This window comes from Bacillus sp. cl96 (genome assembly GCF_900100505.1).
GTDB classification, from domain to species: Bacteria; Bacillota; Bacilli; order Bacillales; family Bacillaceae_G; genus Bacillus_A; species Bacillus_A cereus.
The window spans coordinates 21,390-47,433 of sequence record NZ_FNDM01000022.1 but is presented as its reverse complement, the minus strand read 5'-3'; the positions used below and the strand labels follow the sequence as shown (position 1 = coordinate 47,433).

Sequence of the window (26,044 nt, the reverse complement as noted above, 5' to 3'; positions counted from 1 at the left end):
CCTCCTTCAAAACGTCGAAACCCCGGTTAAACAAAGGTATAACCCCTGTCTAACCGAAAGTCCCCCTTAGGCAGTTCCCGATTGTGCACAACAAGCGATGTTTCTGTACGAAATTTCTCGATAATGCATCATATCCATTATAGACAAAAGGGAAAATTCTATACAGAAAAATTACACACGACGACGTTTTGGTGGACGACATCCATTATGAGGAACTGGAGTAACATCTCTAATTGCTGTTACTTCTAGACCTGCAGCTTGAAGAGCACGAATTGCAGCTTCACGACCAGCACCAGGACCTTTAACAGTAACCTCTAAAGTTTTTAAACCGTGTTCCATTGCAGCTTTAGCAGCAGTTTCAGCAGCCATTTGCGCAGCGAATGGAGTAGATTTACGAGATCCACGGAAACCAAGTGCACCAGCACTAGACCAAGAAAGTGCGTTACCGTGAGTATCTGTAAGTGTTACGATTGTGTTGTTGAAAGTAGAACGAATATGAGCTATACCAGCTTCAATATTCTTTTTCACACGTTTTTTACGAGTGTTTGTTTTACGTGCCATTGTTAGTTCAACCTCCTTTACTTATTATTTCTTTTTATTTGCTACTGTACGACGTGGACCTTTACGTGTACGAGCATTGTTTTTAGAGTTTTGACCACGAACTGGTAAACCACGACGGTGACGAAGACCACGGTAAGAACCGATCTCCATTAGACGTTTGATGTTAAGAGATACTTCACGACGAAGGTCTCCCTCAACTTTAATACGATCGATGATATCACGGATACGTCCTAATTCGTCTTCCGTTAAATCACGAACTCGTGTTTCTTCAGAAATACCTGCTTCAGCAAGAATTTTTTCAGCAGTTGTGCGACCAATGCCGAATACGTAAGTTAAAGAAATAACAACGCGTTTGTCTCGAGGAATATCTACACCTGCGATACGTGCCATTACGAATGCACCTCCTTCTGATTAACCTTGTTTTTGTTTATGTTTAGGGTTTTCACAAATAACCATTACTTTTCCACGTCTACGAATAACTTTACATTTTTCGCAGATTGGTTTAACTGACGGTCTTACTTTCATGTCTCGAACCTCCTTAAAGATTACGGAGTGCTATATTATTTAAAACGGTACGTAATACGACCACGATTTAAATCGTACGGAGATAATTCTACCGTAACTTTGTCTCCTGGTAAAATACGAATGAAGTTCATACGGATTTTACCAGAAACGTGAGCCAATACGACATGCCCATTCTCTAATTCTACTTTGAACATAGCATTTGGCAACGTTTCAAGAACGGTACCTTCGACTTCAATTACATCATCTTTAGCCATTCAATAGTTCTCCCTTCTTCAAATCAGTAACATTTTACACTGCTCTGAAATCCCGGAGAGCCAGCTACTTATAAAGTGGTAAGGATTTCGTATCCTGCTTCTGTAAGAGCAATCGTGTGCTCAAAATGGGCACACCATTTACCATCTACCGTTACCACTGTCCAGTCATCAGATAGTGTTTTTACATATCGTCTTCCTTGATTCACCATCGGCTCAACACAGATGACCATTCCCGGCTTTAATCTAGGGCCTCTATTTGGTGGACCATAGTGCGGGATTTGAGGGTCCTCATGTAAGTCTTGCCCGATTCCGTGACCAACATACTCCCTAACGATCGAGAATCCATTCTCTTCAGCATGGGTTTGAACCGCATGTGAGATATTTGATAATCTCTCGCCTGGTTTTACTTGTTCTAGACCAAGATACAACGATTTTTCTGTGACATCAAGTAGCTTTTGAACAGATTCAGAAATGTTTCCAACTGGATACGTCCATGCAGAATCTCCATGGTACCCATTGTATTTCGCACCAATATCGATACTGATGATATCGCCCTCTTTGAGCTTGCGCTTCCCTGGAATTCCGTGTACAAGCTCTTCATTTACAGAAGCACATATGCTCCCCGGAAATCCGTTGTATCCTTTAAAAGATGGCGTAGCACCATATTTTTGAATCGTCTTTTCCGCTATTTGATCGAGCTCTTTCGTTGTAATTCCTGGAGTAATGTGCTGTTTCAACTCTTGATGAGTCAAAGCAACGATCCTGCCAGCTTCTCGCATGATTTCTATCTCGCGAGGAGTTTTGCAGATTATCATTACGCTAAGCCTCCGATGAGAACATCGATATCAGCAAATACTTTATTGATATCTTGCTCACCATTAATGCTTTGTAAATAACCAAGCTCTTCGTAGAAATCAAGCAAAGGTTTTGTTTGCTTAATATTTACATCTAAACGATTTGCTACAGTTTCTTCATTGTCATCAGAGCGTTGATATAATTCGCCACCACATTTATCGCACACATCAGCTTTTGCTGGTGGATTGAATTCTAAGTGGTAAGTCGCACCGCACTCTTTACAAATGCGACGGCCTGTAAGGCGTTTTAATAACAACCCTGAATCCACATTAATGTTTAAAACATAGTCGATTTTTTTGCCAAGATCTTTCATAATTTCTTCAAGAGCTGATGCTTGTGCAACAGTTCGTGGGAAACCGTCTAGTAAGAAACCTCTTACGCAGTCGTCTTGACTTAAACGTTCACGAACGATTCCGATTGTAACTTCATCTGGAACAAGTGCACCTTTATCAATAAAAGATTTTGCTTGTAGACCCATTTCAGTTTCAGCCTTCATAGCTGCACGGAACATGTCTCCTGTTGAAATGTGAGGGATGTTATACTTGGCAACAATCTGTTCGGCTTGTGTACCTTTACCAGCACCAGGAAGCCCCATTAAAATTAAGTTCATCCTTGTTCCCCCTCAGAGTACATGAGCATGTAGGGAAGACAATTCTTCCCACTTACTCACTGCTTGATAAACCCTTTGTAATGGCGTTTTACCAGTTGGCTTTCTAGCTGCTTCATTGTTTCTAAAGCAACGCCGACAACGATTAACATACTCGTTCCACCGATCTGTGCAGATGGAGGAAGATTTCCCAATTTCGTAAAGATAACTGGTAAGATTGCAATCGCTGCTAGGAAAATTGATCCTACAAAGGTCAAACGATACAAGATTTTTGTTAGATATTGTTCCGTATTCTTACCCGGACGAATACCTGGAACATATCCACCTTGCTTGTTTAGATTCTCTGACATTTGCTCTGGATTAACCTGAACAAATGCATAGAAATATGTGAAGGCTACAATGAGCGCAACATATATGATCATTCCCACTGGGTGAGAATAGTTAAAGTTTGCAATAATCCACTGCGATACATCATGTTTCGGGAAGAACTGTGCAATAGTCGGAGGCGTAATTAAGAATGAAACAGCAAAAATTACTGGAATAACACCAGCACTATTTACCTTAAGCGGTAAATGTGTGTTTTGTGCTCCAGCATAACCACCATTTCCTCCTGTTACACGCTTCGCATATTGAATTGGGATCTTTCTAACAGCCTGTTGAATGAAAATAACACCCACAATAACTGCTAGCACAGCTAGTAAAATCAATGCAACTTTAACGATACTCATGAACAATTGATCTCCGATATTTTGAAACTGTTGCTGATACACTTGAGATATAACACTTGGGATCGCTGCGGCAATACCGCCAAAGATAAGGATGGAAATACCATTACCTACACCTTTAGCTGTAATCTGTTCACCTAACCACATTAAAAATGCAGTACCAGCAGTCAGTACCGTAGCAATGTATAAATAAGTGCTCCAACCTGGATTCAAAATTAATTGTCCACCTACCATACCGTTAAAACCGATTGACATACCAAACCCCTGAATAAACGCAAGAACAATTGTAAAGTAACGCGTGAATTGCGTTAATTTACGACGGCCCATTTCACCTTGCTTCGACCATTCCGAAAATTTAGGAACAACATCCATCTGCAATAATTGCACGATGATGGATGCTGTAATATACGGCATGATTCCCATCGCAAAGATGGAGAAGTTTTTCAAGGCTCCACCGCCAAATGTATTTAGAATACCTAAAGCATTTAATTGATCTTGTGCCTTCAGTACGTCTCCATTTGTAAATGGCACGGGGATAAACGTGCCAATCCTGAATACGATTAACATCGCTAAAGTGAATAATATTTTACGTCTTATCTCAGCAACGCGCATAAAGTTGGAGATTGTACGAAACATTAGATCACCTCAACTGATCCGCCAGCTGCTTCAATTGCTTCTTTAGCACTTGAAGAGAACTTGTGCGCTTTAACAGTTAGTTTTTTCTCTACTGCTCCGCTTGCAAGAACTTTAACACCGTCGTTTAACTTGCTGATAACGCCAGTTTCCAGCAATAATTCAGGTGTTACTTCTGTACCATCTTCAAAACGATTTAACGTTGATAAGTTTACAATAGCAAACTCTTTACGGTTAATGTTTGTGAAGCCGCGTTTTGGTAAACGACGGAATAATGGAGTTTGACCACCTTCGAAGCCAAGACGAACACCGCCGCCAGAACGTGCGTTTTGTCCTTTATGACCTTTACCAGCAGTTTTACCGTTACCAGAACCGATACCACGACCGACACGGTTACGTACTTTACGAGAACCTTCTGCAGGTTTTAATTCATGAAGTTTCATTCCCAGGCACCTCCTTATATTAATGAGTTATCCTTAAGCTTCTTTTACAGTTACAAGGTGAGAAACTTTGTTGATCATACCAAGAATAGCAGGAGTTTCTTCCTTAACTACAGTTGAATTCAACTTTTTAAGACCTAAAGCTTCTACCGTCGCACGTTGATCTTGTGGACGACCAATTACACTACGAGTGAGGGTAATTTCTAACTTTTTCGCCATTTGTTTTCCCTCCTTAACCTAGTAGCTCTTCTACAGATTTACCGCGTAATTTTGCAACATCTTCAGCGCGCTTAAGTTCGCTTAATCCGTTCACAGTAGCGCGAATCATGTTGATTGGTGTGTTAGAACCAAGAGATTTCGAAAGAATATCTTGTACACCAGCTAATTCAAGGACCGCACGAACAGGTCCACCAGCAATAACACCAGTACCCTCAGCAGCAGGTTTTAAGAATACTTCACCAGCGCCAAAATGACCGTTGATTGTGTGTGGAATTGTTGTACCAACTAATGGTACAGCGATTAAGTTTTTCTTAGCGTCTTCGATAGCTTTACGGATTGCGTCTGGTACCTCTTGTGCTTTACCAGTACCGAATCCAACATGACCGTTTTTATCGCCAACTACAACTAGTGCAGCAAAGCGGAAACGACGACCACCCTTAACAACTTTCGCGACACGATTTATCGTAACTACACGTTCTTCAAGTTCTAATTTACTTGGGTCAATGCGATGCATCAATTTTCCCTCCTTTGACCATTAAAATTGTAATCCAGCCTCACGAGCAGCTTCAGCTAGAGCTTTAACACGGCCATGGTATAAGTAACCACCGCGATCAAATACTACTTCTTTAACGCCTTTCTCTACAGCACGCTTAGCAACTGATTCTCCAACTTTCGTAGCAGCTTCAATATTGCTAGTACCGTTAAGAGCAAGGTCTTTATCAAGAGTAGATGCACTTACTAACGTTACACCATTCACATCATCAATAACTTGAGCGTAAATATGTTGGTTAGAACGGAACACGTTTAAACGTGGACGCTCTGCAGTACCAGTAAGTTTAGCACGTACACGTGCATGTCTTTTCTTACGAGTCGCATTTTTATCAGCTTTAGTGATCATTCTTGTCACTCCTTTCTCTCACCTAACGGGTTTACTTAGCAGTTTTACCTTCTTTACGACGAACAACTTCGCCTTCGTAACGAATACCTTTACCTTTGTAAGGCTCAGGAGCACGTACAGCACGGATGTTAGCAGCGAATTCGCCAACACGTTGCTTGTCGATACCTTTAATTACGATCTTAGTTGGTGCAGGTACTTCAACTTCAAGACCTGCTTCCGGAGTCATTTCTACTGGATGAGAATAACCTACGCTTAATACAAGTTTATCACCTTGTTTTTGAGCACGGTAACCAACACCGACTAATTCAAGTCCGCGTGCGAAACCTTCAGTTACACCTTCAACCATGTTTCCGATTAAAGCACGAGTTGTACCGTGTAATGCACGGTGTTCCTTCTGTTCAGATGGACGCTCAACTGTTAATGTATTCTCTTCAATTTTGATAAGCATATCAGCATTGAAAGTACGAGTTAATTCACCTTTAGGGCCTTTTACTGTTACAGTATTGTCTTCTGCAACTGTAATAGTAACACCTGCAGGGATTTCAAGAATCTTTTTACCAATACGAGACATGTGGTCACACCTCCGTTCGTTTTAAATATATATTACCAAACGTATGCTACTACTTCTCCACCAGTTTGTAATTGACGAGCGTCTTTGTCTGTCATTACTCCCTTAGATGTAGAAACAAGAGCGATACCTAATCCGTTAAGTACACGTGGTACTTCGTCAGCTTTAGCGTAAACGCGTAAGCCAGGTTTACTGATACGTTTTAATCCAGTGATTACACGTTCATTGTTTGCACCATATTTCAGGAAAATACGAAGGATACCTTGTTTGTTATCCTCGATGTATTCTACATCACGAATGAAACCTTCACGTTTTAAAAGTTCAGCGATCTCTTTTTTGATTTTAGAAGCAGGAACCTCTAATTTCTCATGACGTACCATGTTCGCATTACGGATGCGAGTAAGCATGTCTGCAATTGGATCTGTCATCACCATGTGTTTTACCTCCTTCCCATTTGTGGGTTTTACCAACTAGCTTTTTTAACACCAGGAATTTGACCTTTATATGCAAGTTCACGGAAACAAATACGGCAAAGTTTAAATTTGCGGTATACAGAATGCGGACGACCGCAGCGTTCGCAACGTGTATACTCTTGTACTTTAAACTTAGGAGTACGCTTTTGTTTCGCTATCATAGATTTTTTAGCCACGTTTTCGCCTCCTCTACTTAGCGTTGGCTTCCATTATTTTTGGAATGGCATACCGAATTGTGTTAAAAGTTCACGAGCTTCTTCATCAGTTTTCGCTGTAGTAACGATTACGATGTCCATACCGCGGACTTTGCTTACTTTATCATAATCAATCTCAGGGAAAATAAGTTGCTCTTTAACACCTAATGTATAGTTTCCACGACCATCGAATGATTTCTTAGAAACACCACGGAAATCACGTACACGTGGTAAAGAAACTGATACTAATTTGTCGAAGAACTCATACATTTGCTCGCCGCGTAAAGTTACTTTCGCACCGATTGGCATACCTTCACGAAGACGGAAACCAGCGATTGATTTTTTAGCACGAGTTACAACAGGTTTTTGACCTGTGATTTGTGTTAATTCTTCTACTGCGTTGTCTAACGCTTTTGAGTTAGATACCGCGTCACCAACACCAGTGTTGATTACGATCTTTTCGATTTTTGGTACCTGCATTACAGATTTATAGTTAAACTTGCTCACTAGAGCAGGAGTAATTTCCTTTTGGAACTTCTCTTTAAGGCGATTCAATGAAGTGACCTCCTTTCTTAAGAAAATTATTTATCTAATAATTCACCAGATTTTTTTGCAATACGAACTTTTTTACCATCTTCTACTTTGAAGCCTACGCGAGTAGGTTCACCTGTTTTCGGATCTAAAATCATAACGTTAGAAACGTGAATAGGTGCTTCTTTAGTAATAATTCCACCTTGTGGATTTAATTGAGATGGCTTAGAGTGCTTCTTAACGATATTGACACCCTCAACGATAACACGGTTTTGCTTTGGAAAAGCCACAAGGATAACGCCTTGTTTTCCTTTGTCTTTACCAGTGATTACCTGTACTTTATCACCTTTTTTTACATGCATCTTAATTCTGCACCTCCTTAGCAAGGCAATACCTTAAATTATAGAACTTCTGGAGCTAAAGAAACGATCTTCATGAAGTTGCTATCACGTAATTCACGAGCTACTGGTCCGAAGATACGAGTACCACGTGGGCTCTTATCGTCTTTAATGATAACCGCTGCGTTTTCATCAAATTTGATGTAAGAACCGTCCGGACGACGAGCTCCGCTCTTCGTACGTACTACTACTGCTTTAACAACGTCACCTTTTTTAACAACGCCACCTGGTGTTGCTTGTTTTACCGTAGCAACGATAATGTCACCAATGTTAGCATATTTACGACCAGAGCCGCCTAATACTTTAATTGTTAAAAGTTCACGTGCACCAGAGTTGTCAGCAACTTTCAAACGAGATTCTTGTTGGATCATGTTATGAAACCTCCCTTCGGACTAAAAATTCCGATTCGTCTATTTAGATAATAACCGCTTCTTCAACGATTTCAACTAAACGGAAACGCTTAGTAGCAGAAAGCGGGCGAGTTTCCATGATTTTAACGATATCGCCAAGTTTCGCTTGGTTTTGCTCATCATGGGCTTTGTACTTCTTAGAATACTTAACACGTTTTCCGTACAAGGAATGAGTTTTGTAAGTTTCAACTAAAACTGTAATCGTTTTGTCCATTTTGTCAGACACTACACGACCAGTATAAACTTTGCGTTGGTTACGTTCGCTCACTATGCAAACCTCCCCTCAATTTATCGATTAATTCCGATCTCTCTTTCACGAACTACAGTTTTCATACGAGCAATTGCTTTACGCACTTCACGAATGCGAGTTGGATTCTCTAATTGTCCTGTAGCAAGTTGGAAGCGAAGATTAAACAACTCTTCCTTTAAAGCTTTAACTTTTGTTTCGATTTCGGCAGTGGTTAATTCACGAATATCATTAGTTTTCATTAGATTCACCACCATTTTCTTCACGTTTTACGAATTTACATTTCACAGGTAACTTGTGAGCTGCAAGACGTAATGCTTCGCGTGCTACCTCTTCAGATACACCCGCGATTTCGAACATAATTTTCCCAGGTTTTACTACTGCTACCCAGCCTTCTGGTGCCCCTTTACCGGAACCCATACGTACTTCTAGAGGTTTTGCAGTGTAAGGTTTAGAAGGGAAAATTTTAATCCATACTTTACCGCCACGTTTCATGTAACGAGTCATTGCACGACGAGCAGCTTCGATTTGACGGTTTGTAATCCATGAAGCAGCTTGTGCTTGTAAACCGAATTCACCGAAAGCAATTTCAGTTCCACCTTTAGCACGACCACGCATTTTACCACGATGCTCTCTACGATATTTTACGCGTTTTGGCATTAACATATTATTTTCCTCCTTCCTCAGAAGCTTTCTTTTTTGTAGGAAGGACTTCTCCACGGTAGATCCATACTTTTACGCCTAATTTACCGTATGTTGTATCAGCTTCAACTGCTGCATAGTCAATATCAGCGCGAAGTGTATGAAGTGGAACAGTTCCTTCACTGTAAGATTCTGCACGAGCGATATCAGCTCCGCCAAGACGACCAGAAACCTGTGTTTTAATACCTTTAGCACCTGCACGCATAGCACGTTGAATAACTTGCTTTTGTGCACGACGGAATGATACACGGTTTTCTAATTGACGAGCGATGTTTTCGCCTACTAATTTAGCGTTAAGATCAGCTCTCTTAACTTCTAAAATGTTGATGTGTACACGCTTGCCTGTTAATTGGTTAAGAGCTTTACGAAGTGCTTCAACTTCAGTACCACCTTTACCAATTACCATACCAGGTTTTGCAGTGTGAATTGTAACATTTACACGATTTGCTGCACGTTCGATTTCTACTTTAGCAACAGCAGAATCTTTTAAGCGTACATTAATGTACTCACGGATTTTGATGTCTTCATGTAATAATGTAGCGTAATCTTTCTCAGCGAACCAACGAGATTCCCAGTCACGGATAACGCCGACACGAAGACCAATTGGATTAACCTTTTGACCCATCGATTATCCCTCCTTCTTTTCTGATACCACAACTGTGATGTGGCTTGTGCGTTTGTTAATTTGGCTTGCACGACCCATTGCACGTGGACGGAAACGTTTTAACGTTGGACCTTCGTCAACGAAAACTTTTTCTACAACTAGGTTGTTAATGTCCATCTCATAATTGTGCTCTGCATTTGCGATTGCAGATTTTAAAACTTTTTCTACAACTGGAGAAGCAGTTTTTGGTGTGTGGTTAAGGATAGCAATCGCTTCACCCACTTGCTTACCTCGGATTAAGTCTACTACTAAACGAACTTTACGAGGAGCAATACGAACTGTTCTCGCTACTGCTTTAGCTTGCATTGAAGTGCCTCCTCTCATTATCTTCTAGTTTTCTTATCGTCAGCAAGGTGACCTTTGTACGTACGAGTTGGTGCGAATTCACCTAACTTATGGCCAACCATATCCTCAGTGATGTACACAGGTACGTGTTTACGACCATCATATACAGCGATTGTGTGTCCGATGAACTGAGGGAAGATTGTTGAACGGCGAGACCAAGTTTTAACAACTTGTTTTTGCTCAGATGCAACTAATTTTTCCATTTTGCTCATTAAGTGATCATCGACAAATGGTCCTTTTTTTAAGCTACGAGCCATTTTGGTGCCTCCCTTCGTGATTGGCGTACGGTTCTAGAAATGAACCGTACTACAATCCCATTATTTTTTACGACGACGAACGATAAATTTGTCAGACGCTTTGTTTTTCTTACGAGTCTTGAATCCAAGAGTTGGTTTACCCCATGGAGACATTGGAGACTTACGTCCGATTGGAGAACGTCCTTCACCACCACCGTGTGGGTGATCAACAGGGTTCATTACAGAACCACGAACTGTTGGGCGTTTACCTAACCAGCGAGAGCGACCTGCTTTACCGATTTTGATAAGTTCGTGTTGTTCGTTACCTACTTGACCGATTGAAGCGCGACAAGCAGATAATACAAGACGTACTTCACCAGAAGTTAAACGTACAAGTACGTATTTACCTTCTTTACCAAGTACTTGAGCAGATGTACCAGCAGAACGAACTAATTGTCCGCCACGACCAGGCTTAAGCTCGATGTTATGAACAACAGTACCTACTGGAATGTTGATTAATGGTAATGCGTTACCGATTTTAATGTCAGCTTCTGGGCCAGACATAACTTCCATACCTACTTCTAAAGATTTAGGAGCAAGAATGTAACGTTTTTCACCGTCAACGTAGTTAATTAATGCGATATTCGCAGAGCGGTTTGGATCGTATTCGATCGTAGCAACGCGTCCTGGAATTCCATCTTTGTTACGCTTAAAGTCGATGATACGGTATTGACGCTTATGTCCGCCACCTTGATGACGTACAGTGATTTTACCTTGGTTATTACGACCAGCCTTCTTGCTTAAAGGAGCAAGTAATGACTTTTCGGGTCTATCAGTCGTGATTTCAGCGAAATCATTCGTAGTCATATTACGACGACCGTTAGTAGTTGGATTATACTTTTTGATTCCCATCTCAATTTCCCTCCTTCTTTAGTAAGAATTAAACGCCTTGGAAGATTTCGATTTCTTTGCTGTCAGCAGTTAGCTTAACGATTGCTTTACGACGACGGCTAGTAAAACCAGCGTGACGACCAACGCGTTTTGCTTTCGGCTTGTAGTTCATGATGTTCACTTTTTCTACTTTAACACCAAAGATCGCTTCAAGAGCATCTTTAACTTCTGTTTTATTAGATTTAACGTCCACATCGAACGTGTATTTTTTTTCAGCCATCATTTCCATAGAACGTTCAGTGATAACTGGGCGCTTAATGATATCACGAGGATCTCTCATTATGCAAGCACCTCCTCTACTTTTTCCACTGCCGCTTTTGTCATGATTAGCTTATCATGATGAAGCACGTCTAAAACGTTTACGCCATCAGCAGTGATTACTGTTACTCCAGGGATATTGCGAGCAGATAACTCTACAGATTCGTTTGCATCAGCAGTTACGATAAGAGCTTTCTTCTCAACAGTTAATCCTTTAAGTACTGCTAGCATGTCTTTTGTTTTTGGTGCATTTAACACTAGGTCTTCAAGAACTACAATGTTGTTCTCAACTACTTTAGTAGCTAATGCAGATTTGATTGCTAAACGACGAACTTTCTTAGGAAGTTTGTACGCATAGCTTCTTGGTGTAGGTCCGAATACCGTACCACCACCACGCCATTGAGGAGAGCGGATAGACCCTTGACGAGCACGTCCAGTTCCTTTTTGACGCCATGGTTTACGACCACCACCGCGAACTTCAGAGCGAGTTTTTACTTTGTGTGTACCTTGACGTAAAGATGCACGTTGCATCATTACAGCTTCGAAAAGTACAGCTTCATTTGGTTCGATACCGAAAATAGCTTCAGCTAATTCGATTTCACCAACCTGTGAACCAGTTTGGTTATATACAGTAACTTTTGGCATTGGAATTCCTCCTTCCTATTGTGAATTATTTGCTAACCTTCACAGCGCCTTGAACAACTACAAGAGATTTCTTAGCACCTGGAACGTTACCTTTTACTAGTAATAAGTTGCGCTCAGTGTCAACTTGAACGATTTCTAAGTTTTGGATAGTAACTTGGTCTCCACCCATACGTCCAGCAAGTTTTTTGCCTTTGAATACACGGTTCGGAGCAACTGGGCCCATTGAACCTGGACGACGGTGATAGCGAGAACCATGAGACATAGGTCCGCGAGATTGTCCGTGGCGTTTGATAACACCTTGGAAACCTTTACCTTTAGAAATTCCTGTTACATCAACGATTTCACCTGTAGCGAATACGTCAACTTTTACCTCTTGACCAACCTCTAATCCGTCCACGTCTGCATCGCGGATTTCGCGAATGAAGCGCTTAGGAGTTGTAGATGCTTTAGCAGTGTGGCCTTGTTCAGGTTTGTTAGTTAACTTTTCACGTTTATCTTCAAATCCTAACTGGATTGCATTGTAGCCATCAGTTTCAGTTGTTTTCTTTTGAAGAACAACGTTTGGATTAGCAGCGATAACTGTTACTGGGATTAACTCACCGTTCTCAGCAAATACTTGAGTCATACCGATCTTTCTTCCTAAGATTCCTTTGGTCATGAGTTACACCTCCTACATTTTTAAGTTATATAAATTATAGTTTGATTTCGATATCTACACCAGATGGTAAGTCTAAACGCATTAATGAATCTACTGTTTGTGGAGTAGGACTCACGATGTCGATTAGACGTTTGTGCGTGCGCATTTCGAATTGCTCACGAGAATCTTTGTACTTATGAACAGCACGAAGAATTGTGTAAACAGTTTTTTCAGTTGGTAATGGGATCGGACCAGAAACTGTTGCCCCAGAACGCTTAGCTGTTTCTACAATTTTCTCAGCTGACTGATCAAGAATACGGTGATCGTAAGCTTTTAAACGGATACGAATTTTTTCTTTTGCCATTATTTTCCCTCCTTCGTTCGCCTATTTCTAAAATAGACCTTCTCCATGGAAATTTCCCCACACCATGCCATGGCAAAGCGGCCGGGTGTGTCAGCAACCTTCCACTTCATCGCAGTCAAAGACCAACATTGTCTATTATACAATGTTATTCGTCTAGATGCAAGCATCTTTTTGTATGCATCTGCTTTTCTCTACTTTTGCTATTATACATGGCACTTTAAAGAATTTCAAGTTTTCATCTAACAGAATTCATTTTACAGTTTCTGGATTATCTTTTGTCGTTTTTATAATACTATAGAAGAAACTCGTCAAAACAAAAAACACCCTCTTCTTCCTTATATAAACGCAAACAAAAAACCTAAGGGAAAATCCCTTAGGTTTTTTTATATCAGTTAAGATTACTCAACGATAGTAGCAACTACACCGTAACCTACTGTACGTCCACCTTCACGAATAGAGAATTTAGTTCCCTCTTCGATAGCGATTGGAGCGATAAGTTCGATAGTCATTTCGATGTTGTCACCAGGCATTACCATTTCAGTACCTTCTGGTAATTGGATGATACCAGTTACGTCAGTTGTACGGAAGTAGAACTGAGGACGGTAGTTAGCGAAGAATGGAGTGTGACGTCCACCTTCTTCTTTAGATAATACGAAAACTTCAGCTTTGAATTTAGCGTGAGCTTTTACAGAACCGCTTTTTGCAAGTACTTGTCCACGTTGGATGTCTTCACGAGCAACCCCACGAAGTAAAGCACCGATGTTGTCTCCAGCTTGAGCTTGGTCAAGAAGTTTACGGAACATCTCTACACCAGTTACAGTTGTAGAAGCATTTTCTTCAGCAAGACCGATGATTTCTACTACGTCACCAACTTTAACGATACCGCGCTCAACACGACCAGTAGCAACTGTACCACGACCTGTGATAGAGAATACGTCCTCTACAGGCATTAAGAATGGTTTGTCAGTTTCACGTTCTGGAGTTGGGATGTAAGCATCAACTTCAGCCATTAATTCAATGATTTTTGCTTCCCAATCAGCTTCTCCTTGAAGAGCTTTAAGAGCAGAACCTTTGATTACAGGAATGTCGTCGCCTGGGAATCCGTATTCAGATAATAGGTCGCGAACTTCCATTTCTACTAATTCTAATAATTCTTCGTCATCTACCATGTCGCATTTGTTTAAGAATACAACGATGTAAGGAACACCTACTTGACGAGAAAGAAGGATGTGCTCACGTGTTTGAGGCATTGGGCCATCAGCAGCAGATACTACTAAGATACCGCCGTCCATTTGAGCAGCACCAGTGATCATGTTTTTAACATAGTCAGCGTGACCTGGGCAGTCAACGTGTGCATAGTGACGAGTTTCAGTTTCGTACTCAACGTGTGCAGTTGAGATTGTGATACCGCGCTCTCTTTCTTCTGGAGCAGCATCGATTTGATCGTATCCGCGTGCTTCAGCACCACCAGCTTTTGCAAGAACTGTAGTGATCGCAGCAGTTAATGTAGTTTTACCATGGTCAACGTGGCCGATTGTACCGATGTTAACATGGGGTTTAGAACGTTCGAATTTAGCTTTAGCCATTCTAAATTCCTCCTTAGTTTATATAGGTTATTTTATATTTAGACTAGAAAGTGAAACTTACGTCCCACTTTCTAAGCTTACATAAGTAGTTATACTTGAACAATCGATAAAAATCAATTATTCACCTTTATTTTTTTTGATAATTTCTTCAGAAACAGACTTTGGTACTTCTTCATAGTGGTCAAACACCATAGAGAATGTTCCGCGTCCTTGAGTGTTAGAACGTAATGACGTTGCATAACCGAACATTTCAGAAAGTGGAACCATAGCGCGAACAACTTGTGCGTTACCGCGAGCTTCCATACCTTCTACACGTCCACGACGAGATGTTACGTCACCCATAATGTCACCCATGTACTCTTCAGGAATTACAACTTCAACTTTCATCATTGGCTCAAGAATTACTGGGCTACATTTAGAAACCGCAGCTTTAAGTGCCATAGATGCAGCGATTTTGAACGCCATCTCAGATGAATCGACATCATGGTAAGATCCGTCAACTAATGCAGCTTTAATGTCAACTAGTGGATAACCAGCTAGTACACCATTTTTAAGTGCATCTTCAAGACCTGCTCCAACAGCTGGGATGTATTCACGAGGAACTACACCACCGACGATCTTGTTTTCGAATTCGAATCCTTTACCTTCTTCGTTAGGTTCAAACTCAATCCAAACGTGACCGAATTGTCCACGACCACCAGATTGACGAGCGAACTTACCTTCAACTTTCGCAGCAGCGCGGAAAGTCTCACGGTATGCTACCTGAGGAGCACCAACGTTTGCTTCCACTTTGAATTCACGGCGCATACGGTCAACGATGATATCAAGGTGAAGTTCACCCATACCAGCGATGATAGTTTGGCCAGTTTCTTGGTCAGTGTGAGCACGGAATGTTGGATCTTCTTCAGAAAGCTTAGATAATGCTGTACCCATTTTATCTTGGTCAGCTTTAGATTTTGGTTCGATAGCTACAGAGATAACTGGCTCTGGGAATTCCATAGACTCAAGGATAACAAGGCTCTTCTCGTCACAAAGAGTATCACCAGTAGTAGTATCTTTTAAACCTACAGCAGCAGCGATATCACCAGCGTAAACTGTTGAAATCTCTTCACGGCTGTTAGCGTGCATTTGTAGGATACGACCTACACGCTCACGCTTACCTTTAGTTGAGTTTTTCACGTATGATCCAGAGTTTAACACACCAGAGTACACACGGAAGAACGTTAACTTACCAACATAAGGGTCAGTCATGATTTTGAATGCTAAAGCTGCGAATGGTTCTTCATCGCTAGACTTACGTTCTACTTCTTCATCTGTATCCGGTAGAGTACCTTTAATAGCAGGTACATCTAATGGAGATGGAAGGTAGTCGATAACTGCGTCTAACAGAATTTGAACACCTTTGTTTTTGAATGCAGAACCACAGATTACTGGGAAGAATTCTACAGAAGTTGTAGCCTTACGGATACCAGCTTTAAGCTCTTCTACAGTGATTTCTTCACCTTCTAGGTACTTCATCATCATTTCTTCATCAAGCTCAGCTACCGCTTCAATAAGTTTTCCACGGTATTCTTCAGCTAATTCTTTGTGCTCTTCAGGAATTTCAACACGTTGAATGTCTGTTCCTAAATCGTTACCGTACATGTAAGCACACTCTTCAACAAGGTCAATGATACCATTGAACTCATCTTCAGCACCGATTGGTAACTGAATTGGATGTGCGTTTGCTTGTAAACGATCGTGGATTGTTCCTACAGAGTATAAGAAATCTGCACCGATCTTATCCATTTTGTTAACGAATACGATACGAGGTACGCCGTAAGTAGTAGCCTGACGCCAAACAGTTTCTGTTTGTGGTTCTACACCAGATTGCGCATCAAGTACTGCTACAGCGCCATCAAGTACGCGTAAAGAACGTTCTACTTCTACTGTGAAATCTACGTGTCCTGGAGTATCAATGATGTTTACACGATGACCTTTCCATTGTGCTGTAGTTGCAGCAGAAGTAATTGTGATACCACGCTCTTGCTCTTGCTCCATCCAGTCCATCTGAGATGCACCTTCGTGAGTTTCACCGATTTTATGAATACGTCCTGTGTAGTACAGAATACGCTCAGTTGCTGTTGTTTTACCAGCATCGATGTGAGCCATGATACCAATATTACGAGTGTTTTCTAAAGAGAACTCTCTTGCCATTTGGTGTCTTGCTCCTTCCATATATGGATTGGATTTTTTTATTTTAAGTAGCAAAAAAGCCACTTTATATTGTTACACATGTCAGTATGTCCAGTACTCTCATTATGTAAAACGAGCGCCCGATGAAAGGGAGAGGCATTCTCCCTCTCCACACTTCCATAAGCGACAAATAAAGCGGTTTATGCTTACATTTATTTTACGTTGAATCCTACCAACGGTAATGAGCAAATGCTTTGTTAGCTTCTGCCATTTTATGAGTGTCTTCACGTTTCTTAACAGATGCACCAGCGTTGTTAGCTGCATCTAAGATTTCGTTAGCAAGACGCTCTTCCATAGTTTTTTCACCACGAAGACGAGCGTAGTTTACTAACCAACGAAGACCTAAAGTTGTACGGCGTTCTGGACGAACCTCAACTGGAACTTGGTAGTTAGCACCACCAACACGACGAGCGCGTACTTCAAGAACAGGCATGATGTTCTTAAGAGCTTGCTCGAATACTTCCATTGGCTCTTTACCAGTACGTTCGTTTACGATATCGAACGCATTATAAAGAATTGTTTGAGATTTACCTTTTTTACCGTCAACCATCATTTTGTTGATAAGGCGTGTTACTAGCTTCGAATTGTACATTGGATCTGGTAACACGTCACGTTTCGCAACAGGTCCTTTACGAGGCATATTGAGTTCCTCCTTTCATTTTAAAGTTATTATTTTTTAGCAGGTTTTGGTCTCTTAGTACCATATTTAGAACGTCCTTGCATACGTTTGTCAACACCAGCTGTGTCAAGCGCACCACGAACGATGTGGTAACGTACCCCCGGTAAATCCTTTACACGACCACCGCGAATTAATACTACGCTATGCTCTTGTAGGTTATGACCGATACCTGGGATGTAAGCTGTAACCTCGATACCGTTTGTTAAACGTACACGAGCGTATTTACGTAACGCTGAGTTAGGTTTCTTTGGAGTCATTGTACCAACACGAGTACATACACCACGTTTTTGAGGTGCAGAGATATCAGTTGATTTTTTCTTTAAAGAGTTAAAACCTTTGTTTAACGCAGGTGATTTAGATTTCCATACTTTATCAGTACGACCATTTCTCACTAATTGGTTAATAGTAGGCATTTGATTATCCTCCCTTCGCATGTTTGTATGACCACATATCCAGGTGGTTCATTATTAGTTGAAAACAAAGTTTTTGCAAGGAAGAGCAAATGCTCTCTCCTCACAAAAACAGTTTTAACTTATTATTCCTATTGCTGAAGCTCCCACTTGAATCCCCGAAGCTTTACCAAGCTTACGAACTGATTCAACTTTTGTTATGGGCACGTTATATTGCATTGCAATACGAATGATAGCATGGGTTAACCGCATGTCAGCATCCTCTGCGATGACAACTTCTTTAACTGTACCATTTTTGATTGCCTCCAATGTACGTTTATGACCAACGACTACATTTTCAGCAGTTGATACTTTTTGATAAGACATATAAATATCCTCCAAAGCATCGTTCAGGAGCAACCTTGATTATAGTAACATTTTGACTCATACAATGTCAACTAAGATTAATTGTTTTTATACAAAATTTATGCCGGAAAATTTTACTGTTCCACATAAACCTCATCGTTTTCTACATTCATGTCATCTTGTGTTGTTTTTACAAGATCCACTTTGCGATAACGATTCATACCTGTTCCAGCAGGAACAAGTTTACCGATAATAACATTTTCTTTTAATCCTAGAAGTTCATCGCGTTTACCCTTAATTGCTGCATCAGTTAAGACACGAGTTGTTTCTTGGAACGATGCTGCAGATAAGAATGAATCTGTTTCAAGTGAAGCTTTTGTAATACCAAGTAGAACAGGTCTAGCTGTTGCTGGTTGCTTACCTTGCAGTAAGACCTTAGCATTCGCATCAGTGAACTGATGGATATCTAGTAATGTTCCTGGTAATACATCTGTTTCACCTGCATCACTTACACGAACTTTACGTAACATTTGACGTACCATTACTTCTACGTGTTTGTCACCAATTTCTACCCCTTGCATACGGTATACTTTTTGAACTTCACGTAATAAGTATTCTTGAACCGCCGTAATGTCCGTTACTTTTAGTAATTCTTTCGGATCAATAGAACCTTCTGTTAACTCTTTACCGTGGCTAATTGGCTGTCCTGGAGTTACTTTCAGACGAGCACCGTAAGGAATAGCATACGTACGAGCTTCAACTTCACCCTGTACAACTACTTCTTGGCGATCTTTAACGTCGTTGATCGCTGCGATAACACCGTCGATTTCACTGATAACTGCCTGACCTTTCGGATTACGAGCTTCGAAGATCTCTTGGATACGAGGTAAACCTTGAGTAATATCATCTCCGGCAACCCCACCTGTATGGAATGTACGCATCGTTAACTGTGTACCTGGCTCACCGATAGATTGAGCTGCGATAATACCTACCGCTTCTCCTACTTCTACGTCTGTTCCAGTTGCTAAGTTACGACCGTAACACTTCTTACATACACCGTGGCGAGTGTTACACGTAAACGCTGAACGAATGTTTACAGTTTCAACACCCGAATTTTCAACGATATGAGCGATATCTTCAGTAATTAATTGATTTTCAGCAACTAATACTTCACCTGTTTCAGGATGTTTTACAGTTTTTCTTGCAAAACGTCCAACAAGACGATCATATAATGACTCGATAACTTCATTACCCTCTTTAATCGCACCAATTAATAAACCGCGATCTGTTCCACAATCATCTTCACGAACGATTACATCTTGTGCAACGTCAACAAGACGACGTGTTAAGTAACCAGAATCGGCAGTTTTAAGTGCTGTATCGGCAAGACCTTTACGCGCACCATGCGTAGAGATGAAGTACTCAAGTACTGTTAAACCTTCACGGAAACTCGATTTGATTGGAAGTTCGATGATACGACCAGATGGATTGGCCATAAGACCACGCATACCAGCAAGCTGAGTAAAGTTAGATGCGTTACCACGGGCACCTGAGTCACTCATCATGAAGATTGGGTTGCGTTTATTCAAGGATTTCATCAGTTTTCCTTGGATAACATCTTTTGCATTACTCCAAATAGAGATAACGCGATCGTAACGTTCTTCTTCCGTGATTAAACCGCGACGGAATTGTTTAATTACATTATCTACTTTTGCTTGTGCTTCGTGGAGAATTTCATCTTTTTCGCCTAATACAAGAATGTCAGATACCCCAACTGTAATACCAGCTTTTGTAGAGTACTTGAATCCTAAGTTTTTCATACGGTCAAGCATGCGAGACGTTTCTGTAATTTGGAAACGTTTGAACACTTCCGCAATGATGTTACCAAGGATCTTCTTGCTAAATGGCGCCACTTCTTCGCGACTAGCAATAATTTCTTTAATGTTCGCACCTTTTTCAACGAAATATTTCGCTGGTGTTTCTTTTTCAAGGTTTGAATTTGTTGGTTCATTAATATAAGGGAACGACTCTGGTAAGATTTCGTTAAATATTAATTTACCAACTGTTGTTAATAGAAGCATACTCTTTTGCTCTTCAGTAAATGTTGCGTTGTTTACTGCACTTGCAGCTACTGCAACACGTGTATGAAGATGAACATATCCATTTTGATATGCAAGCAATGCTTCATTTGCATCTTTGAAGACCATACCTTCACCGATTGCACCTTCACGCTCAAGTGTTAAGTAATAGTTACCTAATACCATATCCTGAGATGGAGTAACAACTGGTTTACCGTCTTTCGGGTTCAAGATGTTTTGTGCCGCTAACATAAGAAGACGAGCTTCAGCTTGAGCTTCTGATGATAAAGGTACGTGAACGGCCATTTGGTCACCGTCAAAGTCCGCGTTGTATGCAGTACATACAAGTGGGTGAAGACGGATTGCGCGACCTTCTACTAATGTAGGTTCAAACGCCTGGATACCAAGACGGTGAAGTGTTGGTGCGCGGTTTAGAAGTACTGGATGTTCTTTAATCACAGACTCTAAAACGTCCCAAACTTCAGGTTGTACACGCTCGATTTTACGTTTCGCACTCTTAATGTTATGTGCTAATCCTTTTTCAACTAACTCTTTCATTACGAAAGGTTTGAACAGTTCAAGCGCCATTTCTTTTGGTAATCCACATTGATACATCTTTAAGTTCGGTCCTACAACGATTACAGAACGACCAGAGTAGTCAACACGTTTACCTAATAAGTTTTGACGGAAACGTCCTTGTTTACCTTTAAGCATGTGAGATAGTGATTTTAATGGACGGTTACCTGGCCCAGTAACTGGACGGCCACGACGACCATTATCGATTAATGCGTCTACAGCTTCTTGTAACATACGTTTTTCGTTTTGAACGATGATGCTTGGTGCACCTAAGTCCAATAGACGTTTTAAACGGTTGTTACGGTTAATTACACGACGGTATAAGTCGTTTAAGTCAGAAGTAGCAAAACGTCCACCGTCTAACTGTACCATTGGGCGTAGTTCTGGTGGGATTACTGGTAGAACATCTAAGATCATCCAAGACGGTTCATTTCCAGAGTTACGGAATGCTTCTAATACTTCTAGACGTTTAATAGCACGAGTACGGCGTTGTCCTTGTGCTGTTTTTAATTCTTCTTTTAAGAAGTCTACTTCTTTATCTAAATCGATGTCTTGTAGTAGCTTTTTAATTGCTTCTGCACCCATAGCAGCTTGGAATGTGCTACCATATCGATCACGATATGCACGGTATTCTTTTTCAGAAAGTAATTGCTTCTTATCAAGTGGTGTATCTCCACTTTCTGTTACAACATAAGAAGCGAAATAAATTACTTCTTCAAGCGCGCGAGGGGACATGTCTAAGACAAGTCCCATGCGGCTCGGGATACCTTTGAAATACCAAATATGAGATACAGGAGCAGCTAATTCGATATGACCCATACGTTCACGACGTACTTTTGCACGCGTTACTTCAACGCCACATCGATCACAAACTACACCTTTATAACGTACACGTTTGTATTTTCCGCAATGACATTCCCAGTCCTTTTGTGGTCCGAAAATACGCTCACAGAACAAGCCATCTTTTTCAGGCTTTAACGTACGATAGTTAATAGTTTCTGGTTTCTTAACTTCACCGTATGACCAAGAACGAATCTTGTCAGGTGAAGCAAGTCCAATCTTCATATATTCAAAGTTATTTACATCTATCAAGGGGCCTACCTCCCTTTTAGTCTACAGGTTATCCCAATTATTCCTTAGTTGTCTCAACTTCGACATTCAATTTATCTGCTGATTGATGATCATCGTCATCTTCTGTATCACGCATTTCAATTTCTGTATCGTCGCTAGACATCATTTTAACGTCCATACCTAAACTTTGCAGCTCTTTAATCAATACTTTGAATGATTCAGGAACGCCTGGTTCTGGAACATTTTCGCCTTTAACAATTGCTTCATAAGTCTTAACACGTCCAACAACATCATCAGACTTCACTGTTAAGATTTCTTGAAGAGTATAAGCAGCACCGTAAGCTTCAAGTGCCCAAACCTCCATCTCACCGAAACGCTGTCCACCGAACTGAGCTTTACCTCCAAGAGGTTGCTGCGTTACAAGTGAGTATGGTCCAGTAGAACGAGCATGAAGTTTATCGTCAACCATGTGCGCAAGTTTGATCATATACATGACACCAACAGATACGCGGTTATCGAATGGTTCACCAGTACGTCCGTCATACAGGATTGTTTTCGCGTCATTTGCCATACCAGCTTCTTCAATTGTGCCCCAAACATCTTCCTCACGAGCACCATCGAATACTGGTGTTGCAATGTGAATGCCAAGGTATCTTGCTGCCATACCAAGATGAAGCTCTAATACCTGACCGATATTCATACGAGATGGTACCCCTAATGGGTTTAACATGATATCGATTGGCGTACCGTCTGGTAGGTAAGGCATATCTTCTTCTGGTAAAATACGAGAAATAACACCTTTGTTACCGTGACGTCCGGCCATCTTGTCACCTTCAGAAATTTTACGTTTTTGAACGATATATGCACGTACAAGTTGATTCACGCCTGGTGGCAATTCATCGCCATCTTCACGGTTGAATACTTTTACGTCTAAGATAATACCGCCACCACCGTGTGGTACACGTAGTGATGTATCACGTACTTCACGCGCTTTTTCTCCAAAGATAGCATGTAATAGACGTTCTTCAGCTGTTAATTCTGTTACACCTTTAGGTGTTACTTTACCAACAAGTAAATCTCCATCTTTTACTTCAGCACCAACGCGAATGATACCGCGCTCGTCAAGGTTACGTAATGCGTCTTCCCCAACGTTTGGAATGTCACGTGTAATTTCTTCTGGTCCAAGCTTCGTATCACGAGCTTCTGATTCATATTCTTCAATATGAATAGAAGTGTACACATCATCTTTTACAAGGCGCTCACTCATGATGATCGCATCCTCGTAGTTATAACCGTCCCAAGTCATGAAGCCAACAAGCACGTTACGTCCAAGTGCTAGTTCACCTAATTCCATAGAAGGACCATCCGCAAGGATTTCACCTTTTACAACTTCATTTCCAACACTTACGATTGGACGTTGGTTGTAACAAGTTCCTTGGTTAGAACGAATGAATTTTTGCATTTTGTAGCGATCTAAGTCGCCTTTTACTGTTTGACCGTCAACTTCTACATAGCGACGTACCCAAACTTCACGTGCTTCTACGCGCTCAACAACACCAGGATGTTTACAGATTACTGCAGCACCTGAGTCTTTTGCTGATACGTACTCCATACCTGTACCTACAATCGGAGATTCCGGATTCATTAACGGAACCGCCTGACGTTGCATGTTCGCTCCCATAAGTGCGCGGTTAGAGTCATCGTTTTCTAAGAACGGAATACAAGCTGTCGCTGCCGACACTACTTGTTTTGGAGATACATCCATGTAGTCGATGCGTTCTCTATTTGTGACAATGTTTTCACCACGGAAACGAGCTACGATATCTTCACTTAGGAATTCACCTTCGTCAGATAATTTCATATTCGCTTGGGCTACAACATAGTTATCTTCTTCATCTGCTGTTAAGTAATCAACATGCCCTGTTACAAGACCAGTTTCTGGGTCAACACGACGGTATGGTGTTTCAATGAAACCAAACTCATTTACTTTCGCGAACGAAGATAATGAGTTAATCAAACCGATGTTTGGTCCCTCTGGTGTTTCAATCGGACACATACGACCGTAGTGAGAGTAATGAACGTCACGCACTTCAAAGCCTGCGCGCTCACGCGTTAAACCACCAGGTCCTAATGCAGATAGTCTTCGTTTGTGAGTTAACTCTGCTAATGGGTTTGTTTGGTCCATAAACTGAGATAACTGAGAACTTCCGAAGAACTCTTTAATAGATGCAATAACAGGACGAATATTAATTAGTGCCTGTGGTGTAATTGCATTTGTATCTTGGATCGACATTCTCTCACGAACAACACGTTCCATACGAGAAAGACCGATACGGAATTGATTTTGTAACAGTTCTCCAACAGAACGCAGACGACGGTTTCCTAAATGGTCAATATCATCTGTATCCCCTACTTTGTATAGTAGGTTGAAGAAGTAACTGATAGAAGCAAGGATATCACCTGGTGTGATGTGTTTCACATCACGAGTAATGTTTGCATTACCAATTACATTAATTACGCGTTCGCCTTCCGACTCAGGAGCATAAATCTTAATAGATTGCAGCTCAACATCGCCTTCTACCACTCCACCCATTGGTTTCGCTGTTTTGAATCCAATGTTTTTCTCTAAGTAAGGTAAAATGCGATCAAGTGTACGACGATCTAAGATTGTTCCTTCTGCCGCTAAAATTTCACCAGTTTCTGGATCCACTAATGTTTCAGCTAAACGTTGATTAAACAATCTGTTTTTAATGTGTAACTTCTTGTTGATCTTATAGCGACCTACATTTGCTAAATCGTAGCGCTTCGGATCAAAGAAACGAGACACAAGTAAGCTCTTAGCATTTTCTACTGTTGGTGGTTCACCAGGACGTAGACGCTCATAAATTTCAAGCAATGCTTTTTCTGTGCTATCTGTGTTGTCTTTTTCTAATGTGTTGCTTAAGTATTCGTTATCACCTAAAAGCTCGGTGATTTCTTGATCAGAGCCAAACCCTAATGCGCGTAACAAAACAGTTACAGGAAGTTTACGCGTACGGTCAATACGCACATATACAACATCCTTAGCATCTGTCTCATACTCTAACCAAGCTCCGCGGTTTGGAATTACAGTAGCAGTAAAACCACGTTTTCCGTTTTTATCCACTTTGCCACTATAGTATACGCTTGGAGAGCGAACTAACTGGGAAACGATAACACGTTCTGCACCGTTAATTACGAATGTTCCAGTCTCTGTCATGAGTGGGAAATCTCCCATGAACACATCTTGTTCTTTTACTTCACCAGTTTCCTTGTTGATTAGACGCACTTTTACACGAAGTGGTGCTGCATACGTCACATCACGCTCTTTGCATTCGTCTACAGAGTATTTAGGTTCACCTAAGCTGTAGTCGATAAATTCAAGCGATAGATTTCCCGTAAAGTCTTCAATCGGAGAAATGTCTTGGAACATTTCTCGCAAACCCTCATCAAGAAACCACTGATAAGAAGAGGTTTGAATTTCGATAAGATTTGGTAACTCTAATACTTCACTAATACGGGCATAACTTCTTCGTTGGCGGTGGCGTCCGTATTGAACTAGTTGACCTGTCAACTGCTTCACCCCTCAAATCATGAGTATTATAAATGCACAAAAAAATTTGTGCAAAATCACAAATAAATACAACTACTGCTATTAGCGTAGTCTCTTTCTCTTAAAGATAAATACGTTGAGTCTTTCTACCTG

At 40.9% G+C, this 26,044-nt stretch carries 35 protein-coding genes; all 35 read right to left on the bottom strand.

Going from position 1 to position 26,044, the window contains the following annotated elements:
- Positions 1-171 precede the first annotated feature (171 nt).
- The 35 genes from rpsK to rpoB all read right to left on the bottom strand — a co-directional run bounded on the left by rpsK (position 172) and on the right by rpoB (position 25,912).
- Positions 172-561 carry a 30S ribosomal protein S11 gene (gene rpsK, locus BLT20_RS28030; protein ID WP_000101798.1) on the bottom strand — a complete coding sequence of 130 codons (390 nt, stop codon included), beginning with the start codon at positions 559-561 and terminating at the stop codon, positions 172-174.
- Between the two features lie 24 nt (positions 562-585).
- Entirely contained in the window at positions 586-951 is a 366-nt protein-coding gene (rpsM, locus tag BLT20_RS28025; protein WP_000090788.1) for a 30S ribosomal protein S13, read from the bottom strand.
- 21 nt (positions 952-972) lie between these two features.
- The gene (gene rpmJ, locus BLT20_RS28020; protein WP_000868344.1) at positions 973-1,086 is read right to left on the bottom strand and encodes a 50S ribosomal protein L36; all 114 of its coding nucleotides are present in this window, start codon (positions 1,084-1,086) and stop codon (positions 973-975) included.
- A gap of 35 nt (positions 1,087-1,121) precedes the next feature.
- Positions 1,122-1,340 (bottom strand): translation initiation factor IF-1, encoded by a 219-nt coding sequence (gene infA / locus BLT20_RS28015; RefSeq protein ID WP_001029884.1) that lies wholly within the window; start codon positions 1,338-1,340, stop codon positions 1,122-1,124.
- A 68-nt stretch (positions 1,341-1,408) separates the two neighbouring features.
- Positions 1,409-2,155, bottom strand: coding sequence for a type I methionyl aminopeptidase (gene map, locus BLT20_RS28010; protein WP_000582539.1), 747 nt, complete (start codon positions 2,153-2,155; stop codon positions 1,409-1,411).
- Positions 2,155-2,805 carry an adenylate kinase gene (locus BLT20_RS28005; RefSeq protein ID WP_001048989.1) on the bottom strand — a complete coding sequence of 217 codons (651 nt, stop codon included), beginning with the start codon at positions 2,803-2,805 and terminating at the stop codon, positions 2,155-2,157. The genes map and BLT20_RS28005 overlap by 1 nt, the downstream gene beginning before the upstream one ends.
- Positions 2,806-2,861: 56 nt before the next feature.
- The gene (gene secY / locus BLT20_RS28000; RefSeq protein WP_000490117.1) at positions 2,862-4,163 is read right to left on the bottom strand and encodes a preprotein translocase subunit SecY; all 1,302 of its coding nucleotides are present in this window, start codon (positions 4,161-4,163) and stop codon (positions 2,862-2,864) included.
- Positions 4,163-4,603, bottom strand: a complete 441-nt coding sequence (gene rplO / locus BLT20_RS27995) for a 50S ribosomal protein L15 (RefSeq protein WP_000766081.1) — start codon at positions 4,601-4,603, stop codon at positions 4,163-4,165. Before rplO ends, secY begins: the two co-directional genes overlap by 1 nt.
- A gap of 33 nt (positions 4,604-4,636) precedes the next feature.
- Positions 4,637-4,819 (bottom strand): 50S ribosomal protein L30, encoded by a 183-nt coding sequence (rpmD, locus tag BLT20_RS27990; RefSeq protein WP_001085234.1) that lies wholly within the window; start codon positions 4,817-4,819, stop codon positions 4,637-4,639.
- 13 nt (positions 4,820-4,832) lie between these two features.
- Positions 4,833-5,333: a 30S ribosomal protein S5 gene (rpsE, locus tag BLT20_RS27985; RefSeq protein WP_000554646.1), complete on the bottom strand. Its 501-nt coding sequence runs from the start codon at positions 5,331-5,333 to the stop codon at positions 4,833-4,835.
- A gap of 21 nt (positions 5,334-5,354) precedes the next feature.
- A complete protein-coding gene (gene rplR, locus BLT20_RS27980; protein ID WP_000628816.1) occupies positions 5,355-5,717 on the bottom strand; it encodes a 50S ribosomal protein L18 in 363 nt (120 codons plus the stop codon).
- A 31-nt stretch (positions 5,718-5,748) separates the two neighbouring features.
- Positions 5,749-6,288, bottom strand: a complete 540-nt coding sequence (gene rplF / locus BLT20_RS27975) for a 50S ribosomal protein L6 (protein ID WP_000086558.1) — start codon at positions 6,286-6,288, stop codon at positions 5,749-5,751.
- A gap of 32 nt (positions 6,289-6,320) precedes the next feature.
- Positions 6,321-6,719: a 30S ribosomal protein S8 gene (gene rpsH, locus BLT20_RS27970; protein ID WP_000245511.1), complete on the bottom strand. Its 399-nt coding sequence runs from the start codon at positions 6,717-6,719 to the stop codon at positions 6,321-6,323.
- 29 nt (positions 6,720-6,748) lie between these two features.
- The gene (gene rpsN / locus BLT20_RS27965) at positions 6,749-6,934 is read right to left on the bottom strand and encodes a 30S ribosomal protein S14 (RefSeq protein WP_001085700.1); all 186 of its coding nucleotides are present in this window, start codon (positions 6,932-6,934) and stop codon (positions 6,749-6,751) included.
- A 33-nt stretch (positions 6,935-6,967) separates the two neighbouring features.
- Complete coding sequence (gene rplE, locus BLT20_RS27960; RefSeq protein WP_001080831.1) at positions 6,968-7,507, bottom strand: 50S ribosomal protein L5; 540 nt, start codon at positions 7,505-7,507, stop codon at positions 6,968-6,970.
- A 26-nt stretch (positions 7,508-7,533) separates the two neighbouring features.
- Entirely contained in the window at positions 7,534-7,845 is a 312-nt protein-coding gene (gene rplX, locus BLT20_RS27955; protein ID WP_000558200.1) for a 50S ribosomal protein L24, read from the bottom strand.
- A 38-nt stretch (positions 7,846-7,883) separates the two neighbouring features.
- Complete coding sequence (gene rplN, locus BLT20_RS27950; protein ID WP_000615912.1) at positions 7,884-8,252, bottom strand: 50S ribosomal protein L14; 369 nt, start codon at positions 8,250-8,252, stop codon at positions 7,884-7,886.
- Positions 8,253-8,295: 43 nt separating this feature from the next.
- A complete protein-coding gene (gene rpsQ, locus BLT20_RS27945) occupies positions 8,296-8,559 on the bottom strand; it encodes a 30S ribosomal protein S17 (protein ID WP_000004106.1) in 264 nt (87 codons plus the stop codon).
- Between the two features lie 20 nt (positions 8,560-8,579).
- Positions 8,580-8,780, bottom strand: coding sequence for a 50S ribosomal protein L29 (gene rpmC / locus BLT20_RS27940; RefSeq protein WP_000855718.1), 201 nt, complete (start codon positions 8,778-8,780; stop codon positions 8,580-8,582).
- Positions 8,770-9,204, bottom strand: a complete 435-nt coding sequence (gene rplP / locus BLT20_RS27935) for a 50S ribosomal protein L16 (RefSeq protein ID WP_000928969.1) — start codon at positions 9,202-9,204, stop codon at positions 8,770-8,772. The genes rpmC and rplP overlap by 11 nt, the downstream gene beginning before the upstream one ends.
- A 1-nt stretch (position 9,205) precedes the next feature.
- Positions 9,206-9,865 carry a 30S ribosomal protein S3 gene (rpsC, locus tag BLT20_RS27930; RefSeq protein WP_000529956.1) on the bottom strand — a complete coding sequence of 220 codons (660 nt, stop codon included), beginning with the start codon at positions 9,863-9,865 and terminating at the stop codon, positions 9,206-9,208.
- Positions 9,866-9,868: 3 nt separating this feature from the next.
- Positions 9,869-10,210, bottom strand: a complete 342-nt coding sequence (gene rplV, locus BLT20_RS27925; RefSeq protein WP_001148024.1) for a 50S ribosomal protein L22 — start codon at positions 10,208-10,210, stop codon at positions 9,869-9,871.
- A 17-nt stretch (positions 10,211-10,227) separates the two neighbouring features.
- Positions 10,228-10,506 (bottom strand): 30S ribosomal protein S19, encoded by a 279-nt coding sequence (gene rpsS, locus BLT20_RS27920; RefSeq protein WP_000124454.1) that lies wholly within the window; start codon positions 10,504-10,506, stop codon positions 10,228-10,230.
- Positions 10,507-10,566: 60 nt separating this feature from the next.
- A complete protein-coding gene (gene rplB / locus BLT20_RS27915) occupies positions 10,567-11,397 on the bottom strand; it encodes a 50S ribosomal protein L2 (RefSeq protein WP_000511583.1) in 831 nt (276 codons plus the stop codon).
- A 28-nt stretch (positions 11,398-11,425) separates the two neighbouring features.
- A complete protein-coding gene (gene rplW, locus BLT20_RS27910; RefSeq protein ID WP_001205558.1) occupies positions 11,426-11,716 on the bottom strand; it encodes a 50S ribosomal protein L23 in 291 nt (96 codons plus the stop codon).
- Complete coding sequence (rplD, locus tag BLT20_RS27905) at positions 11,716-12,339, bottom strand: 50S ribosomal protein L4 (protein ID WP_001127258.1); 624 nt, start codon at positions 12,337-12,339, stop codon at positions 11,716-11,718. The genes rplW and rplD overlap by 1 nt, the downstream gene beginning before the upstream one ends.
- 25 nt (positions 12,340-12,364) lie before the next feature.
- Positions 12,365-12,997 (bottom strand): 50S ribosomal protein L3, encoded by a 633-nt coding sequence (rplC, locus tag BLT20_RS27900; RefSeq protein WP_000160207.1) that lies wholly within the window; start codon positions 12,995-12,997, stop codon positions 12,365-12,367.
- Positions 12,998-13,031: 34 nt separating this feature from the next.
- On the bottom strand, positions 13,032-13,340 hold the full coding sequence (gene rpsJ / locus BLT20_RS27895) for a 30S ribosomal protein S10 (protein ID WP_001040596.1): 309 nt from the start codon (positions 13,338-13,340) through the stop codon (positions 13,032-13,034).
- A 398-nt stretch (positions 13,341-13,738) separates the two neighbouring features.
- On the bottom strand, positions 13,739-14,926 hold the full coding sequence (tuf, locus tag BLT20_RS27885) for an elongation factor Tu (RefSeq protein ID WP_001029614.1): 1,188 nt from the start codon (positions 14,924-14,926) through the stop codon (positions 13,739-13,741).
- A 117-nt stretch (positions 14,927-15,043) separates the two neighbouring features.
- Positions 15,044-17,122 carry an elongation factor G gene (gene fusA / locus BLT20_RS27880; RefSeq protein WP_000090370.1) on the bottom strand — a complete coding sequence of 693 codons (2,079 nt, stop codon included), beginning with the start codon at positions 17,120-17,122 and terminating at the stop codon, positions 15,044-15,046.
- Positions 17,123-17,330: 208 nt separating this feature from the next.
- A complete protein-coding gene (gene rpsG / locus BLT20_RS27875; protein WP_001137491.1) occupies positions 17,331-17,801 on the bottom strand; it encodes a 30S ribosomal protein S7 in 471 nt (156 codons plus the stop codon).
- Between the two features lie 29 nt (positions 17,802-17,830).
- Positions 17,831-18,253, bottom strand: coding sequence for a 30S ribosomal protein S12 (rpsL, locus tag BLT20_RS27870; RefSeq protein WP_001142341.1), 423 nt, complete (start codon positions 18,251-18,253; stop codon positions 17,831-17,833).
- 114 nt (positions 18,254-18,367) lie between these two features.
- The gene (locus tag BLT20_RS27865) at positions 18,368-18,616 is read right to left on the bottom strand and encodes a 50S ribosomal protein L7ae-like protein (RefSeq protein WP_000121836.1); all 249 of its coding nucleotides are present in this window, start codon (positions 18,614-18,616) and stop codon (positions 18,368-18,370) included.
- 113 nt (positions 18,617-18,729) lie between these two features.
- Positions 18,730-22,341, bottom strand: a complete 3,612-nt coding sequence (rpoC, locus tag BLT20_RS27860) for a DNA-directed RNA polymerase subunit beta' (RefSeq protein ID WP_000567939.1) — start codon at positions 22,339-22,341, stop codon at positions 18,730-18,732.
- Between the two features lie 37 nt (positions 22,342-22,378).
- Complete coding sequence (rpoB, locus tag BLT20_RS27855) at positions 22,379-25,912, bottom strand: DNA-directed RNA polymerase subunit beta (RefSeq protein WP_000147553.1); 3,534 nt, start codon at positions 25,910-25,912, stop codon at positions 22,379-22,381.
- Positions 25,913-26,044 lie beyond the last annotated feature (132 nt).